The following is a 16,868-nucleotide window of genomic DNA, read 5'->3' as shown; positions in this document are numbered from 1 at the left end:
CTCATGAACACTCTCGGCACCGAGACCGAACCCCTCGCGCCGATCGCCCCCGACCGTCGTGGCCCCGGTTCGCTCTGGGCGTGGACGGGGGCGGTCGCCGGACTCGCCGGCGTCGTGGGCATCCAGGCGAGCATGGCGATGAGCGCGGCGTACAACGAGCGCACCGCCGGCAACGCGGTGGCGATCATGACCGAGTTCGCCGGGCAGCGCACGGCCATGCTCGTCATGCATCTGACGCTGATGGTGTCGACGACGCTGCTGCTCGTCTTCGCTGCCGGACTGCAGCGTCGGCTGCGCGCGGGCACTCCGGAGTTCAGCCTCGTGCCGACGGTCGCGGCATTCGGTCTCGTGCTCACCTCGGTTGCGACCCTCATGGGTACCGGGCTCGACACCGAGTTGCTGTTCGGCCTCGGCAACACCGACCAGATGGTGCCCGAGGTGGCGGTCTTCGCCTCGCACTGGATGGGCACCATCCCGTGGCTGTGGGTCGGTGCCGGCGTCAGCGGCGTCGCGGTCGCGGTGGCGGCCCTGCGTCACCGCGCGGCGCCCCGGTGGATCGGTTGGGCGAGCATCGTTCTCGGCGGCCTGACGCTGCTCCTCGGCATCTCCCCGCTGCAGTACATGGCGGGTTTCACCGGCCCGGTGTGGGTGTTGGTGGCCGGAGTCGGATTCGCCCTCGCGGACCGGCGTGCACGTTAGTGCCACTGCGAGCGGCCCAGCGGCGTATACCGGCCGCATCGAGGACACAGTGGTGCATACTCACCGCACCATGAAGGACACAGTCGCGGCGAACGGATCGGCGGGTACCGGGGCACCGGTACCCGCCGCCGTCGTGGCCGTCGCCTCCTGGCTGCTCGCCGTCGCGGCCGTCGTCGTGTTCGTCGCGGCCCGGCCCGCGCTCGATTCCGACCAGCTGTTCTTCCTCGTCGACGTCGTCGGAGCCGCCGTCTACGGGACGGTCGCCGGGGTGATCCTCGCCCGCCGGGTCCACGCCGTGCCGATCCTGCTGGCCGTCGCGTCGATCGGCGTCGGTGTGGCAGCGGTGTCCTACAGCTGGACCCAGCTCGCCCTCGTCCGCCCCGAACTGCCCGTCGGATTCCTCGGTCCGCTGCAGAACACCACCTGGATCCCCGGGACGCTCGCGTTGTTCCTGGTGGTGCCGTGGCTCGTCCGCGACCGCCCGGCCGATCCCGTGGTGCGGGCCGGGATCGGCATCGGCGTCCTGACGATCGCCTGGTTCTTCTGGGCGCGCACCTTCACCGATATCGCCGACATCTGGTTCGTCGGACCCGTTGTGGCCGTGGGCTTCCTGACCGCGGGGCACGTCGAGTGGCGTCGCCGCCCCGCTCCGGCCGGCGAACGATCCGGGACGGGATGGCTCGCGCTCGGCAGTGCCCTGATGACGGCCTCGTACATCCCGATGGCAGTCCCGGACGTGCCGTGGATGCTCACACCGCTGCTCCACCTTGCGACGCAGGCCTTCTATCCGGTCGCGATCCTCGCCGTCGTGCTGCGCCAACGACTCTGGGGTATCGACCTCGCCGTCGGTCGTGCCGCGCTCGCCGGCAGTCTCACCGCCGTGCTCGTCACCTGCTATCTCGCGGTGACGGTCGCGGTGTCGCTGGTGCTCCCGAACGAGTCGGTCTTCGCCCAGGCGGTCGCCGCCACCGCCGTCGCCCTGGCCGTGCAACCGGTGCGGATGTGGCTCGGCCGGAAGGTGCACCGCCTCGTCTACGGTGACGGCGTCGACCCGGCACGCGCCGTCCGGATCCTCGGGCGGCACTTCGCCGGTGCCGATTCCCCCGACCTGCTGCTGGGCGAACTCGCCGCCGGCATCGGTACCGCACTGCGCCTCGAATCGGTCGAGGTGCGCCGCGGCAGCGACGTGATCGCACGCTGGGGGACCGCGACCGGACCCGTCGAGGAGGTGCCGGTCGGTTCCGGTGACGCCACACTCGCCGTCACCGCACCCCCGGGCGAATCGCTCGGGACACGCAGCCGGCGGGCGCTCACCGAACTCGCGACCGTCGTCGACGCCGGTCTCGTCGTCCTGCGGTCTGCGGAGGACCTCGAAGACGCACGTCGCCGCCTCACCGAGGTGAGACTCGAGGAACGCCGCACCATCCGCCGTGAACTGCACGACGGTCTCGGCCCGTCGCTCGCCGGGGTGCGGCTCGGCCTGCAGGGCGCACGCAATCTCGTCGCCACCGACCCGGAAGCCGCGGCCGGACTTGTCGACGAACTGCTCCGCGAACTCGACCGGCAGGTCGACGGTGTCCGCGAACTGTCGCGCAGTCTGCTGCCCCCGGTCCTCGACGAACTCGGCCTCACCGCCGCACTCGACGAACTCGTGATCACCCACGCCCGCGCGGGATTCCGCGTCGACCTGCAGTCCGACCTCCCCGCCGGGATGTCCGGGCCGATCGCGTGGGCCGCCTACGGCATCGCCTCCGAGGCGATCATCAACGCACGACGGCACTCCGGCGCCGACGAATGCACGGTGCGGGTCGCGGCGGAGGGCGACCTGCTGGTCCTCGACATCGTCGACGACGGACGAGGGCTCGCGACCGACGCGCGTGTCGGTGTGGGGACGCAGAGCATGCGGGAACGGGCCCGGGAGGTCGGCGGAACGGTGGGCATCGAACCCGGCGACCCGCGCGGTGTCGTGGTGCGGGCACGGCTACCCTGGTCCGAATCATGAGCGACAACGGAGCGATACGCGTTGCGGTCGTCGACGACCATCCCGTCTTCCGCCTCGGTATGGCGGCCCTGCTGGGCACCCTCGGCGGGATCGACGTCGTGTGCCAGGCGAGTTCGGTGGGGGAGGCGCTCGAGGTCGTGACCACCGACGTCGACGTCGTGCTCATGGACATCGAACTCGGCGACGGATCGGGGATCGACGCGACCCGCAGCATCCTCCGGAAGTCGCCGGGCACCCGGATCCTGATGGTCACCATGCACGAGGACGAGGACATCCTCGTCGCATCGATCCGTGCCGGTGCGTCGGGTTATCTCGTCAAGGGGGCCGATCCGTCAGGGGTCGAACGGGCGATCCGGGCCGTGGCCGACGGCGAGATGATCGTCGGTGCGGCGGTCGCGGCGAAAGCCCTTGCGGCGGTCGCGACCTCCCGCAACACCTCGGCGGCCTTCCCGGACCTGACCGAACGGGAGCGGGAGATCCTCGATCTCGTGGCCCGCGGACTGGACAACACCGCGATCTCCCGTCGGCTCGTGCTCAGCCAGAAGACGGTGCGCAACCACGTGTCGAACATCCTCGGCAAGATCGGTGCCGCCGACCGGGCGAGCGCGATCGTGCGTGCGCGAGAAGCAGGCCTGGGCGTCGACTGACCTGCTGCTCAGGGAGTGACGGTCGTGACGAAGGACATCCGGTCGCCGCGGTAGAGCGACCGGCGGTGCTCGATCGGCACGTCGTTCTCGTCGTAGGAGATCCGCTCGAGCAGCAGCATGGGGGTGCGCGTGTCGGCGTCGAGCAGCGCCGCCTCGCGCGCATCCGGCAGCGTGGTCTCGATCCGCTCGACCGCCCGCGCGAAGGTGATCCCGTACGAACGGATCGCGGCGTACAGCGACGACGACGGATCCAGCGTCCGGCGCAGCTCCGGAAAGCGGTGTGCGGGAAGGCGCGTGCGTTCGAGCCCGACATGCACGCCGTCGGTGAGCAGGACACGTTCGAGTTCGAGGACGGGATCGCCGGGTTCGAGACCGAGACGGCAGGCCAACTCGTCGTCGGCGACGAGATCGGTCCACGCGACGAGCACACGCCCGGCGCTGCGCCCTTCGAGCAGGGCGGCCTCGGTGTAGGAACCGATGACGAGAGGCTGGACGATCTTCGGTCCGGCGACGACGGTGCTGCGGCCCCGCCGTTCGATGCGACCGTCGACGAGCAGTTCCCGAAGTGCCTGACGGACGGTTTCGCGGGCGACGTCGAATCGTGTGGCGAGATCGCGTTCGGAAGGGACCTGATCTCCCACGCTGAGCTGGTCGAGGAGGCACTCGACCTGGCGGCGCACGACCTGGTGCTTGAGGGTGCGCGCTTCGCGAACGACGGTGGCCACACATCCAGCGTAACCGAATTCCGGTCTATACCAACTGTTCACCGGGCGTTCGCCGAACCACCCCCATATGGTCTAGACCATCCGTCACTGTCGTCCCCATGCGAATCCTGATCATCGGTGGCGGCATCCTCGGCACCGCACACGCCGACGCCGCCGTCCGCCGCGGACACGACGTCCTGCACCTCGAACGCGAACCGGAAGCGCGCGGCGCCACCGTGCGGAACTTCGGACTCGTCTGGGTCTCCGGCCGCACACGCGGCGAACTCGACGCCACCCTGCGCTCCCGCGAGCTGTGGGAGGACCTCGGTGCCCGTGTTCCCGACGTCGGTTTCCGAGCGAACGGTTCGCTGACGTTGCTGCGCACCGACGCCGAGGTCGCCGTCGCCGAGGAAGCGATCGCACGCGACGACGCGCAGCGACGGGGATTCGCCCTGCTCGATGCGGACGAGACGCGCCGCCGTAACCCCGCGCTACGCGGCAAGTTCCTCGCGGCACTGCACTGCAGCGCCGACGCCGCCGTCGAATCCCGCATCGCGCTCCCGGCGATCCGGCAACACCTCGCCACCTCGGGCCGCTACCGGTTCCTGCCGTCCACCGAGGCGCGGGACGTCTCCCGCACGCCCCACGGGACCGTGCAGGTGCGCGACGACCACGGCACCGTGCACGAGACCGACCTCGTTCTCGTCTGTCCCGGCGCGACACTTGGTGGCCTCGCCCGCGACCTCGCCGACGACCTGCCGTTGCGCAGGGTCCGACTGCAGATGATGCAGACCGCACCGCTCGGCGAAGACCTCACCACGTCGATCGCCGACGGCGACAGCCTGCGCTACTACCCGGGATTCGCCGGTACCGCCCTCGACGACCTCACCGCCTCCGAAGAGCAACGACCCGTCGCCGCACGGCATCGCATGCAGTTGCTGTGCGTCCAGCGCCTGCACGGCGGCCTCACCATCGGCGATACCCACGCCTACGACGAACCGTTCGACTTCGACGTCGACGAAGAACCCTACGACCACCTCGTCGCGGTGACGGAGGAGTTCCTCGGCCGCCGACTGCCGCGCGTCGTCCGGCGCTGGGCCGGTGTGTACAGCCAGTGCATCGACCCCACGGCGCTCGTGCACCGCGCGAAGGCCGATGAGGACGTGTGGGTCGTCGCCGGTCCGGGTGGCCGCGGTATGACCCTCGGCCCCTATCTCGGCGAGGAGACCGCCGACCTTCTCGGCCTCTGACATCCCGGAACGGGACGCCCCGAAACCCTTGGAGAAGAACATGACCATCCGACTCGCCGTGCTCGACATGGCCGGAACCACCGTCGCCGACGACGGACTCGTCGTTCGCGCATTCGACGAGGCGGCCACCGCCGTCGGCCTTCCCGCGAGCGGCCCGGACCGGGACGACGCACGCCGATACGTCCTCGACACCATGGGGCAGTCGAAGATCGTCGTATTCCGCGCACTGTTCGGCAGCGACGAACGTGCCCGGATCGCCAACAACGCCTTCGAACGCGCCTACGAACGATTCGTCGACCAGAGCGACGTCTCCGCCGTCCCCGGCGCCGAGAAGGCGATCACGCAACTGCGTGAGGCCGGCGTGAAAGTCGTACTCACCACCGGATTCAGCCGATCCACCCAGGACAGGCTGCTCGATGCACTCGGCTGGCGTGACCTCGCCGACCTCGCTCTCACGCCCGCCGACGCCGGTCGCGGACGCCCCTACCCCGACATGATCCTCACCGCCCTGCTGCGCACCGGTACCGACGACGTCCGTGACGTCGCCGTCGTCGGGGACACGGCAGGAGACATCCTGTCCGGTCTGCGCGCCGGCGCCTCCGTCGTCGCCGGAACCCGCACCGGCGCCCACGACGAGGCGACGCTCCGCGAAGCCGGAGCCACACACGTTCTCGACTCGATCGCCGATCTGCCTGCTCTGCTCCTCGCCTGACCCCCGACACGAAGGACACCCCCATGCGTTCCCTGTCGTCCCGGCGCACCGTTGCCTGTGCCGGTCTCGCCGCCGGACTCACCCTCGCCCTGACAGCCTGCGGTGGTTCGGATCCCGACGCGCTCACCGAACAAGGCTTCCCCGAAACCCTCACGCTCGGTGCGATTCCGGCCGAGAACTCGTCCGACCTGAAGGCGAGTTACGAACCGCTGCTGAAGATGCTCGAGGACGAGACCGGATCGACCGTCGAGTTCGTCCAGGCCTCCGATTACGCGGGCGTGGTCGAAGGCATGATCGCCGACAACGTCGATCTCGCCTTCTTCGGTCCCTTCGCGTACGTCGTCGCACAGCTCAACGGCGCCGACACCACCCCGCTCGGCGCCGTGGTGCAGGATCCGGGCGCCGAACCCGGTTACCGCTCCTACGGTCTGACGCAGTCCGGCAACTCCGGGATCGACAGTATCGAGGACTTCGCGGACAAGGACGTGTGCTTCGTCGATCCCGGTTCGACGTCCGGATTCCTGTACCCCTCGGCAGGACTCATCGAAGCGGGAGTCGTCGGATCGGGAACCGAGCAGGATCTCGTCGCCGGCCTGACCCCCGTCTACGCCGGCGGACACGACGCCTCCGCACTGGCGATCGCAGCGGGCGACTGCGATGCCGGCTTCGCGTTCGACACCATGGTCGACAAGACCATGATCGAGAGCGGCGACATCCGGGAAGGCGAACTGAAGAAGGTCTGGGAATCCGAGACGATCGCCGGATCCCTGTTCGTCGGCGACAATTCCCTCGGCACCGAGGTCGTCGAACGACTCGCCGGCATCCTCACCGAGAAGGGCAACGCCGACTACCTGCGCGCACAGGGATACTGCGACGGCGAATGCCGCATCACCGACGAACGTGCCTGGGGTGTCGTGCCCGCGACCGACGCCGACTACGACGGGGTACGCCACGTCTGTGAGATCACCGGCTCCGAGAAGTGCAAGGGCTGACGATGAACATCGATCCCACCCATCAGGTCGCCGGCGACGATCTCGTTCTCTCCGTCCGTGGTGTCACCAAGGAATTCGGCACCACCACCGCGCTGTCCGGCGTCGATCTCGACGTCCACCGCAGCGAACTGGTCGTGCTGCTCGGCCTGTCCGGCTCGGGGAAGTCGACCTTCCTCCGGTGCCTGAACGGTCTGCACCCCGTCACCGAGGGCAGCATCGACGTCTCCGGGACGCGGGTCGATCTCGCGTCGCGCCGTGAACTGCGGTCGCTGCGCAGGAACGTCGGATTCGTCTTCCAGCAGTTCAATCTGGTCGGACGGCTCAGCTGCCTCGAGAACGTACTCATCGGCGGACTGGGCAGACTGTCGCTGCCCCGCTACGGGGCACTCACCTACCCGAAGGCGATGCGTGTCGAGGCGCGGGAGCATCTCGACCGGGTCGGTCTCGCCGACCTCGCGGACCGGCGCGCCGACACGCTTTCAGGAGGCCAGCAGCAGCGCGTCGCGATCGCGCGGACCCTCATGCAGCGGCCCACGGTCCTGCTCGCCGACGAACCCGTCGCCTCCCTCGACCCGGAGAACGCCGGCGTGGTCATGGACCTGCTGTTCCGAGTGTGCATGGAGGACAAGCTCACCGTCGTGTGCACGCTGCACCAGGTCGACCTCGCACTCGGGTGGGCACACCGCATCGTCGGTCTGCGCGACGGCCGCAAAGTGCTCGATCGCCCCGCGGTCGGTCTCTCACGCGACGAGGCCATGGAGATCTACCGGCGCGTCGAGCCCGCCTCCGACCCGCTCGGAGCCGGGTCGGCATGAGCATCCTCGCCCCACCCCGCACCGAGCCGACGCCCCACGACGCCGGTCGCGGCCGCCGGCGGACGATCACCGCCGGGTGGGCGATCGTCGCGGTCGCCGTCCTGGCATCGGCCGCGTATATCGACTTCGCGCCCGCGACCCTGCTCGACGGGCTCGATTCGACGGCCGGCCTGATCGAACGCATGCTGCCGCCGCGGCTCGACGATCCGGGCCGCATCGGTGTCCTCGCCCTCGAGACGCTGCTCATGGCGGTGCTCGGCACCGTCCTCGCGGCGGTCGCCTCGATCCCGCTCGCATTCCTCGCGGCACGCAACACGACACCGCATCCGGTGCTGTATCGCATCGCCCGCGCCGTCATCACGTTCTGCCGCGCCATGCCCGACCTGCTGTTCGCGGTCCTGTTCGTCCGCGCACTCGGAATCGGCGTGCTCCCCGGTGTTCTCGCGCTCGCGCTCCATTCGATCGGCATGCTCGGCAAGTTGTTCGCCGACGCGATCGAACAGACCGACGCCGGGCCGCGGGAAGCCGTGCGCAGCACCGGCGTCGGGTACGTCCGCGAGATGATCAACGCGGTTCTGCCGCAGGTCGTTCCGTCCTGGACCGCGAACTTCGTCTACCGCATCGACATCAACCTCCGAACCTCCGTCGTCCTCGGTTTCGTCGGTGCCGGCGGCATCGGGTTCGCGCTGCAGGACGCACTGCGCGGACTGGTCTATCCACGAGCGCTCGGAATCGTGTGCGTGATCCTGGTGATCATCGCCGCGATGGAGGTCGTCGCCATCCTCGTCCGGCGCGCCCTGCTCACCCCCTCCGCGAACGGTCCCGGACGCGAACGTGTCTCACGTACCGTCTTCTCGGTCACCGTCGTGGGAGCCACGGTACTCGCCCTGATCACCCTCCGTATCGACCCGCGCGAGCTGTTCACGTGGATCGGTCCGTCCCTCGAGGTCTTCACGCGTCTCGTGCCGCCGGACTTCGCCGCGGTGGGATGGGATCTCGCCGACGCGGTGCTGCAGACCCTCGCGATCGGTGCGGTCGCGACCGCCGTGGGCGCGGCGCTGTCACTACCCTTCGGGATCCTGGCTGCGGGCAACGTGTCGCCACATCCCACCGTCTACGCATCCGCACGCGCCGTGATCCTCGTCGTGCGGGCCGTCCCCGAACTCGTCCTCGCGGTGATCTTCGTGGCCGCTATCGGACTCGGCCCCGTCGCCGGTGCATGCGCGCTCGCCGTCGGATCCGTCGGATTCCTCGGCAAACTCGTCGCCGACGCCGTCGAGGAGATCGACTCCGGTCCGCTCGACGCGGTCCGCGCCGTCGGTGGCGGATGGTGGAAGACCTTGTTCGCCGCGGTGATTCCCCAGGTGGTTCCGTCCGTCGTCGGTTCGACGCTGTACCTGCTCGACGTCAACATCCGCACCTCGACCGTTCTCGGTGTCGTCGGTGCGGGAGGCGTGGGATTCCTTCTCTTCGAAGCGGTCCGGACACTGAACTTCGAATTCGCCGGTGCGATCGTGGTCATCGTGTTCGCCGTCGTGTACGTCATCGAAAGGGTGTCGGGATGGATCCGCTCGAAGGTCGTGTGAGCCGCACGGCGGTGTGGACGGGAGCGGACATCGAGATGCGAGAGGTGCCGGTACCGGCCCTGCGTGACGGCGACGTGCTCGTCCGTGTCCGGCTCGCCACGGTGTGCGGGAGCGATCTGCACACCGTGTCCGGACGACGCTGCGGTCCGGTGCCGTCGGTTCTCGGACACGAAGGGGTCGGGGAGATCGTCGCGGTCGGCCCGCATGCCACCTCGGACGTGGGGGAGCGGGTCGTGTGGAGCGTGACGCGCGTGTGCCACGAGTGCGACCGCTGCCGATCCGGGCGCACGGCCAAGTGCAGATCGGTGACGAAGGTCGGTCACGAACCGTTCACCGGGCCGTGGCCGTTGTCGGGAACGTACTCCGAGTACATCGTCCTGCCCGCGGGCACGGAACTCGTGCCCGTCCCGGACCTGCTGCCCGACGTCGTCGCAGCTCCCGCCGCGTGCGCGACCGCCACTGCCGCCGCGGTGATCGACGCGGCCGGCGACCTCGCAGGACGCCGGGTCGTGGTGTGCGGTGCCGGAATGCTCGGTGTCACGGCCGTGGCCATGTGTGCGGATGCCGGTGCCGAGGTCGTGGTCCTCGACGTCGATCCCCGGCGCACCGCGTGTGCCGGACGATTCGGAGCGGTCGCCGACGAGGGTGGTCCCGTGGACGTCGCCCTCGACTTCTCCGGGTCGTCGGAGGCGATCGCCTCGCTCGTACCGCGCCTGGACATCGGTGGCCGCGTCGTCCTCGCGGGGTCGGTGGCTCCCGCCGCCGCAGTCCCTGTCGATCCGGAGGCGATCGTGCGCGGCTGGCTCACCATCAGCGGGGTGCACAACTACGAACCCCGGCACCTGCACGAGGCCGTGGCGTTCCTGACTCGCACGGTCGCCGTCCACCCCTGGGCCGAGCTCGTCGACGCGCCCGTTCCCCTCGCTGCGCTGGGAGAAGTCCTGCACAGAGGACGCGGCCTGCGGGCAGCGGTGGCTCCGTAGACGGTTTCCGGACGTTCGGTTCGGTCACGGACACCGATCGCTTCGGTCCTTACCGCCGAGGGCCGTCCGCTTCTACCGTGGGGGAGGTTGGGCACGGCGGCCCTCTGCAGGGCCGTGGGTGCCGTCGCTCCGCAAGCACGGGAAGGAACCTGCGCACTGTGACCACCGAGGCATTCATCTATGAAGCCATCCGAACACCACGCGGCCGAGGCAAGAAGACGGGCTCTTTGCACTCCGTCAAGCCGATCTCCCTGGTTACGGGCCTGATCGACGAGCTGCGTGTTCGATTCCCCGATCTCGACGAGAACCGTATCTCCGACCTGATCCTCGGTGTCGTCAGCCCCGTCGGCGATCAGGGTGCCGACATCGCCCGCACCGCGGTCACCATCGCGAACCTGCCGGTCACCACGGGCGGCGTCCAGATCAACCGCTTCTGCGCGTCGGGCCTCGAGGCCGTCAACATGGCTGCGCAGAAGGTCCGCTCGGGCTGGGACGAGCTCGTCCTCGCCGGTGGCGTCGAGTCGATGTCCCGCGTGCCCATGGGCTCCGACGGTGGCGCGTGGATGCTCGATCCCGCCACCAACTACGACAGCTACCTGGTTCCCCAGGGCATCTCCGCCGACCTCATCGCGACCATCGAGGGCTTCACCCGCGAGGACGTCGACGCCTACGCACTGCGTTCGCAGCAGCTCGCGGCGGCAGCCTGGTCCGGCGGCTACTTCTCCAAGTCGGTCGTCCCGGTCAAGGACCAGAACGGCCTGACCATCCTCGACCAGGACGAGCACATGCGTCCGGACACGACCCTCGAGGGTCTGGCCAAGCTGCAGCCGTCGTTCGCGACCATCGGTGAGATGGGCGGCTTCGACGCCGTGGCGCAGCAGAAGTACCACTTCGTCGAGAAGATCAACCACGTCCACCACGGCGGCAACAGCTCGGGCATCGTCGACGGCGCGGCACTCGTGCTCGTCGGTTCCGAGCAGGCCGGCAAGGACCTCGGCCTGACCCCGCGTGCCCGCGTCGTCGCCACGGCCACCTCCGGTGCCGACTCGACGATCATGCTCACCGGCCCCACGCCGGCCGCGCACAAGGTTCTCGCCGCGGCGGGCCTGACGGTCGACGACATCGACCTGTTCGAGATCAACGAGGCCTTCGCCTCGGTCGTCCTGAAGTTCCAGAAGGATCTGAACATCCCGGACGAGAAGCTCAACGTCAACGGCGGCGCCATCGCGATGGGCCACCCGCTCGGCGCCACCGGCGCCATGATCACCGGCACCATGATCGACGAGCTCGAGCGCCGCGGAGCCAAGCGCGCCCTCGTCACCCTGTGCATCGGTGGCGGCATGGGTGTGGCCACCATCATCGAGCGCGTCTGACACCGGAAGGAATTCGAACAACAGTGAGCGACAACATGATTTCCTGGGAGAAGGACGCCGACGGCATCGTCGTGCTGACCCTTGACGACCCCAACCAGGGCGCCAACACGATGAACGAGCTGTACAAGGCGTCGATGAAGGCCACCGTCGACCGCCTGTACGAGGAGCAGGACTCCATCACCGGTGTGGTGATCACCTCCGCGAAGAAGACCTTCTTCGCCGGCGGTGACCTGCGCAACATCATCGCGATCGGCCCCGACGACGCGCAGGCCGCGTTCGACGAGGTCCAGGGCATCAAGGCCGACCTGCGTCGCCTCGAGACCCTCGGTAAGCCCGTCGTCGCCGCCATCAACGGCGCGGCCCTCGGTGGCGGTCTCGAGATCGCCCTCGCGACGCACCACCGCATCGCCGCCGACGTCAAGGGTGTCCAGATCGGCCTGCCCGAGGCGAGCCTCGGCCTGCTCCCCGGTGGCGGTGGCATCACCCGCACCGTGCGCCTCCTCGGCATCCAGACCGCTCTGCTCTCGGTTCTGTTGCAGGGCAACAAGTACAACGCTGTCAAGGCCAAGGAGATCGGCCTGGTCCACGAGGTCGTGGGCAGCGTCGAGGAGCTCGTTCCGGCCGCCAAGGAATGGATCAAGGCCAATCCCGAGGGTGGCGTCCAGCCGTGGGATGTCAAGGGCTACAAGATCCCCGGTGGCACCCCGTCCAGCCCGGCCTTCGCCGCGAACCTCCCGGCCTTCCCCGCGAACCTGCGCAAGCAGATCAAGGGCGCCCCGATGCCGGCTCCGCGCGCCATCATGGCCGCCGCCGTCGAGGGCTCGCAGGTCGACTTCGACAACGCCTCGACCATCGAGTCGCGGTACTTCGTCGAGCTCGCCACCGGCCAGGTCGCGAAGAACATGATCCAGGCGTTCTTCTTCGACATGCAGTCCATCAACTCGGGCGCTTCGCGTCCGAAGGACGTGCCGAAGCGTGAGATCAAGAAGGTCGGCGTTCTCGGCGCCGGCATGATGGGCGCGGGCATCGCGTACGTCTCCGCCAAGGCCGGTTTCGAGGTCGTTCTCAAGGACGTCACCCTCGAGGCCGCCGAGCGTGGCAAGAACTACTCGGAGAAGATCGAGGCCAAGGCCCTCTCGCGTGGCAAGACCACCGAGGAGAAGTCGAAGGCTCTGCTCGACCGCATCAAGCCGACGGCCGACCCCGCCGACTTCGCGGGTGTCGACTTCGTCATCGAGGCGGTGTTCGAGAACACCGAGCTCAAGCACAAGGTGTTCCAGGAGATCGAGGACATCGTCGATCCCGACGCGCTGCTCGGTTCGAACACCTCGACGCTGCCCATCACCGGTCTCGCGACCGGCGTCAAGCGTCCCGAGGACTTCATCGGTATCCACTTCTTCTCGCCGGTCGACAAGATGCCGCTGGTCGAGATCATCAAGGGTGAGAAGACCTCCGACGAGGCCCTGGCCCGCGTGTTCGACTACACGCTCGCGATCCGCAAGACCCCGATCGTCGTCAACGACAGTCGCGGCTTCTTCACCTCGCGTGTGATCGGCACCTTCGTCAACGAGGCCATCGCCATGCTCGGCGAGGGCATCGAGCCCGCGACCATCGAGCAGGCCGGTTCGCAGGCGGGTTACCCGGCTCCGCCGCTGCAGCTGACCGACGAGCTGAACATGAAGCTCATGCAGAAGATCGCGAAGGAGACCGAGGAGGCCGCCAAGCAGGGCGACACCAAGCTCGGCACCACGCGTCATCCCGCACTCGACGTGGTCGACTGGATGGTCGAGCAGGGCCGTCCGGGCCGCCTCGAGAAGGCCGGCTTCTACGAGTACGACGAGAACGGCAAGCGCCTGGGCATCTGGCAGGGCGTGCGCGATCACTACAAGACCGAGGCGACGCTCGATGTGCCGCTGCAGGATCTGATCGACCGCATGCTCTTCGCCGAGGCGATCGAGACCCAGAAGTGCTTCGACGAGGGTGTTCTCGAGACCACCGCCGACGCCAACATCGGCTCGATCTTCGGCATCGGTTTCCCGGCCTGGACCGGTGGTGTCGCTCAGTACATCGTCGGTTACCCGGGTGGCAAGGAAGGCTTCGTCGCGCGGGCCGAGGAACTCGCCGCCAAGTACGGCGAGCGCTTCAACCCGCCGGCGTCGCTGCGCAGCTGACGCACACGACGGTTGCACGGAAGGGCTCCCGACGCCACGGCGTCGGGAGCCCTTCCCGTTCGGTGACAGTCCATCGGAGCGCGAAACGGTCGGAGGAGCGGGAAATGCCCGCTCCTCCGACCGTTTCGCGCTCTTCTGTTGTGGTGCCGACCGGGCGACTAGGCGACCCACCAGGGCCGCAGCGGCGTCTGCGGCTTCTTGTCGTCGCCGAGCTTGACCGCGAGCACCTGGTGCAGCTGCACCACGTTGCGTTCGAAGCCGAGGCGGGAACCGGCCATGTACAGACCCCACAGGCGAGCCGTGCCCTCACCGACCTCGGCGACGCAGGCCTCCCAGTGCTTCTCGAGGTACTCGCACCAACCCTTGAGCGTCAGGGCGTAGTGCTCGCGCAGGTTCTCCTCGTGCATCACCTCGAAGCCGATGTTCTGCGCCTCGGTGATGATGCGACCCGAACCGGTGAGCTCCCCGTCGGGGAAGACGTACCGGTCGATGAAACCGCCGGCCTTGGCACGGGTGTTGTTCGTCGGCCGGGTGATGCAGTGGTTGAGCAGCAGACCGCCCGCCCGCAGCTTGCTGTGGAGGAACCGGAAGTAGGCCGGGTAGTTGGCGACACCGATGTGCTCGGTCAGGCCGATCGACGAGATGGCGTCGAACCCGCCCTCGGGCACGTCGCGGTAGTCGGAGTGCCGGACCTCGGCCAGGTCGCTCAGACCCTCCTCGACGATGGCCTTCTGAGCCCACTCCGCCTGCTCCTTGGAGAGCGTCACGCCGAGGGCCTTCACACCGCGCCGAGCGGCGTAACGCACCATTCCGCCCCAGCCGCAACCGATGTCGAGCAGACGGTCGCCCGGCTTCAGCCGCAGCTTCTCGAAGACCAGACGGTACTTGTTCTCCTGGGCGTCCTCGAGGCTCTGGTTCTCGGATTCGAAGACGGCGCAGGTGTACGTCATCGAGGGCCCGAGGACGTACTCGTAGAACTCGTTGGACACGTCGTAGTGGTGGTGGATGACCTCGGCGTCGCGCGACTTCGAGTGCCGCAGGCCCTCGGCGATGCGGCGCCAGCGCGGCAGGTGCTCCTGCGGCGGCGGCGCGATCGGCTTGAGCAGTTCGGTGCCGAGCGACCGGGCGATCTGCGCGAGGACGCGGGCCGGGGGACGTTCGAAGTGCAGGTCGCCGAGCGCGGCGAGCAACTCGTAGGGGTTGCCGGGATGCACGCCCTTCGCCTGGAGATCGCCCGAGATGTACGCCCGTGCCATACCCAGATCGCCGGGGGCGGTGGCAATGTACGTCGCTCCCTTGGGCGATGCGAGATGCAGACCGTAGGGGGAGTCCTCGGGGCCCGCTGCCGATCCGTCGTAGGCCGTGAAGCGCAGCGGCATGTCGCCGCCGGTCACGATCTCGACGATCTGGGCGAGTGCGAGCTTGTCCTCGGTGGACCGATCGTTGTCGGCCTTGAATATGGTCACTTTCGTTGCACCGCCTTCGAAAAGAGGTCCAGTAGACGGGACCGAGGGTCGTATTTCTGTTTGAGGGCGGGGTATTCACCACCGCCGTAATAAAGTTCCTCGAACTCGTCCTTCGAGTAGTAGGAGTCCGAGTAGAGCGATTTGTGCCCGTCGAGTTCGGCGACCTTCTTCTCGATCAACCGGTTGGCGGCGCCCTCCTCGGCGCCGGGCACGATGGGAACGGACGACCAGAACCCGACGTTCACATAGGCGCGCTTCGGCTCGAGTGGGTACAGCGGCCACGGGCGCTGGGCGTCCGAGGTGCTCGGACGACCGGCCTCCGGGGACGACTCGATGTCGCGCAACTTCAAGGGGCACAACCAGATCGGCTCGATGGGGATCTCGTCGAGGAACCACTCGACGAACTCCTGCGTGCGCTCGAGCGGAACCTCGATGTCCTGCACGACGCGCTCGCGGGGCGGATTGCCCTTGCGTGCCTCGATCCGGTCGGCCACCGAGTACTTGTGGTCGAGCGCGATGAGCTTCCAGTAGAAACTGCTGCGCAGCAACTGCTTCGGCCACAATCGGCGGATCTTCGGGTTCTGGGCACCGAAAGCCCGTGAGCACCAGAACCAGTCGGTGTCCCACCGCCACAGATAGTCGCGGATCGTGAGCCGATCCTCCTTGGGGCGGTTGACGGAGACGTGCTGGATCGACCGGTAGTAGATGTCCTGCCCGGTGTAATCGCTGACGGGGCCCGGCTCGTCGGTCTGCGTGCCGAGCGTCAGGTAGCTCTCGGTCGCGGAGAAGACGACACCATCGAGGTAGTCGACCGGCGTGCCGTCCCAGGTCCGCTCGTCGACGATCCGCGCGAGAGCGGACTGCAGATCGGCGATCGTGTCGAATCGCAGGTGACGCAGTGCGACGAAACGCTTCACCGGTTCGAGTTCGATGCGCAGGCGCGTGGCGTATCCGAGCGAACCGTACGAGTTGGGGAAGCCGTGGAACAGGTCGGCGTGCTCACCCTCGGGGCGGGCCGTGACGATCTCGCCGGACCCGGTGAGGATGTCCATCTCGAGCACCGACTCGTGGGGGAGACCGTTGCGGAAGGACGTCGACTCGATGCCGAGCCCGGTGACGGCGCCGCCGAGCGTGATGGTCTTCAGTTGCGGGACGACCAACGGTGCCAGGCCGTAGGGCAGCGTCGCGTCGACGAGGTCCTCGTAGGTGCACATGCCGGCGACGTCGGCGGTGCGGGCCTGCGGGTCGACGGAGATGACACCGCCGAGGCCGGAGACGTCGAGCCCCGGCGCGTTCACCGCGGCGCGTGCTCGAAAGAGGTTCGACGTCTTCTTCGCGAGTCGCACGGGCGCGTCGGCCGGAATCGCGCTGTACGAGCGCAGCAGGCGGTCGACACCCTGACGGTGTACCGCCTCCCCGTACGGGACCTTCACACCTGACGATCTCGGCATCTGCATTCGACTCCTTC

General features: G+C 68.4%; 14 protein-coding genes. 11 read left to right on the top strand and 3 right to left on the bottom strand.

Features of this window, described 5'->3' with window-relative positions; translation table 11 throughout:
- Window positions 1–3 precede the first annotated feature (3 nt).
- The 3 genes from ACPCXD_RS19340 (at window position 4) to ACPCXD_RS19330 (ending at window position 3,348) form a co-directional block, all read left to right on the top strand.
- Entirely contained in the window at window positions 4–699 is a 696-nt protein-coding gene (locus ACPCXD_RS19340) for a hypothetical protein (RefSeq protein ID WP_172414999.1), read from the top strand.
- A 70-nt stretch (window positions 700–769) separates the two neighbouring features.
- Complete coding sequence (locus ACPCXD_RS19335; RefSeq protein WP_423660823.1) at window positions 770–2,701, top strand: sensor histidine kinase; 1,932 nt, start codon at window positions 770–772, stop codon at window positions 2,699–2,701.
- Window positions 2,698–3,348, top strand: coding sequence for a response regulator (locus tag ACPCXD_RS19330; protein WP_088898837.1), 651 nt, complete (start codon window positions 2,698–2,700; stop codon window positions 3,346–3,348). The genes ACPCXD_RS19335 and ACPCXD_RS19330 overlap by 4 nt, the downstream gene beginning before the upstream one ends.
- An 8-nt stretch (window positions 3,349–3,356) precedes the next feature.
- Here ACPCXD_RS19330 and ACPCXD_RS19325 read toward each other — a convergent pair whose 3' ends face one another.
- The gene (locus ACPCXD_RS19325) at window positions 3,357–4,073 is read right to left on the bottom strand and encodes a GntR family transcriptional regulator (protein WP_160876110.1); all 717 of its coding nucleotides are present in this window, start codon (window positions 4,071–4,073) and stop codon (window positions 3,357–3,359) included.
- A gap of 98 nt (window positions 4,074–4,171) precedes the next feature.
- Here ACPCXD_RS19325 and ACPCXD_RS19320 point away from each other — a divergent pair, with 98 nt between their 5' ends.
- The 8 genes from ACPCXD_RS19320 (at window position 4,172) to ACPCXD_RS19285 (ending at window position 13,934) form a co-directional block, all read left to right on the top strand.
- On the top strand, window positions 4,172–5,302 hold the full coding sequence (locus ACPCXD_RS19320; RefSeq protein ID WP_088898835.1) for a TIGR03364 family FAD-dependent oxidoreductase: 1,131 nt from the start codon (window positions 4,172–4,174) through the stop codon (window positions 5,300–5,302).
- A gap of 40 nt (window positions 5,303–5,342) precedes the next feature.
- Window positions 5,343–6,014: a phosphonatase-like hydrolase gene (locus ACPCXD_RS19315; RefSeq protein ID WP_423660820.1), complete on the top strand. Its 672-nt coding sequence runs from the start codon at window positions 5,343–5,345 to the stop codon at window positions 6,012–6,014.
- A 23-nt stretch (window positions 6,015–6,037) separates the two neighbouring features.
- Complete coding sequence (locus ACPCXD_RS19310; protein WP_088898833.1) at window positions 6,038–7,006, top strand: phosphate/phosphite/phosphonate ABC transporter substrate-binding protein; 969 nt, start codon at window positions 6,038–6,040, stop codon at window positions 7,004–7,006.
- A 2-nt stretch (window positions 7,007–7,008) separates the two neighbouring features.
- On the top strand, window positions 7,009–7,821 hold the full coding sequence (phnC, locus tag ACPCXD_RS19305) for a phosphonate ABC transporter ATP-binding protein (protein WP_088898832.1): 813 nt from the start codon (window positions 7,009–7,011) through the stop codon (window positions 7,819–7,821).
- Window positions 7,818–9,407, top strand: coding sequence for a phosphonate ABC transporter, permease protein PhnE (phnE, locus tag ACPCXD_RS19300; protein WP_088898831.1), 1,590 nt, complete (start codon window positions 7,818–7,820; stop codon window positions 9,405–9,407). The genes phnC and phnE overlap by 4 nt, the downstream gene beginning before the upstream one ends.
- A complete protein-coding gene (locus ACPCXD_RS19295) occupies window positions 9,383–10,390 on the top strand; it encodes a zinc-binding dehydrogenase (protein ID WP_088898830.1) in 1,008 nt (335 codons plus the stop codon). Before phnE ends, ACPCXD_RS19295 begins: the two co-directional genes overlap by 25 nt.
- A 158-nt stretch (window positions 10,391–10,548) precedes the next feature.
- Window positions 10,549–11,763, top strand: coding sequence for an acetyl-CoA C-acetyltransferase (locus ACPCXD_RS19290; RefSeq protein ID WP_088898829.1), 1,215 nt, complete (start codon window positions 10,549–10,551; stop codon window positions 11,761–11,763).
- Between the two features lie 23 nt (window positions 11,764–11,786).
- On the top strand, window positions 11,787–13,934 hold the full coding sequence (locus ACPCXD_RS19285; protein WP_514132887.1) for a 3-hydroxyacyl-CoA dehydrogenase NAD-binding domain-containing protein: 2,148 nt from the start codon (window positions 11,787–11,789) through the stop codon (window positions 13,932–13,934).
- A 158-nt stretch (window positions 13,935–14,092) separates the two neighbouring features.
- Here ACPCXD_RS19285 and ACPCXD_RS19280 read toward each other — a convergent pair whose 3' ends face one another.
- The gene (locus ACPCXD_RS19280; RefSeq protein WP_088898827.1) at window positions 14,093–15,400 is read right to left on the bottom strand and encodes a class I SAM-dependent methyltransferase; all 1,308 of its coding nucleotides are present in this window, start codon (window positions 15,398–15,400) and stop codon (window positions 14,093–14,095) included.
- The gene (locus ACPCXD_RS19275; protein WP_145690981.1) at window positions 15,397–16,857 is read right to left on the bottom strand and encodes an FAD-binding oxidoreductase; all 1,461 of its coding nucleotides are present in this window, start codon (window positions 16,855–16,857) and stop codon (window positions 15,397–15,399) included. The genes ACPCXD_RS19280 and ACPCXD_RS19275 overlap by 4 nt, the downstream gene beginning before the upstream one ends.
- Window positions 16,858–16,868 lie beyond the last annotated feature (11 nt).

It is taken from the genome of Rhodococcus sp. AB351 (assembly GCF_049538275.1).
Lineage (GTDB): Bacteria > Actinomycetota > Actinomycetes > Mycobacteriales > Mycobacteriaceae > Rhodococcus.
This window is presented reverse-complemented; position numbering and strand designations above follow the sequence as displayed.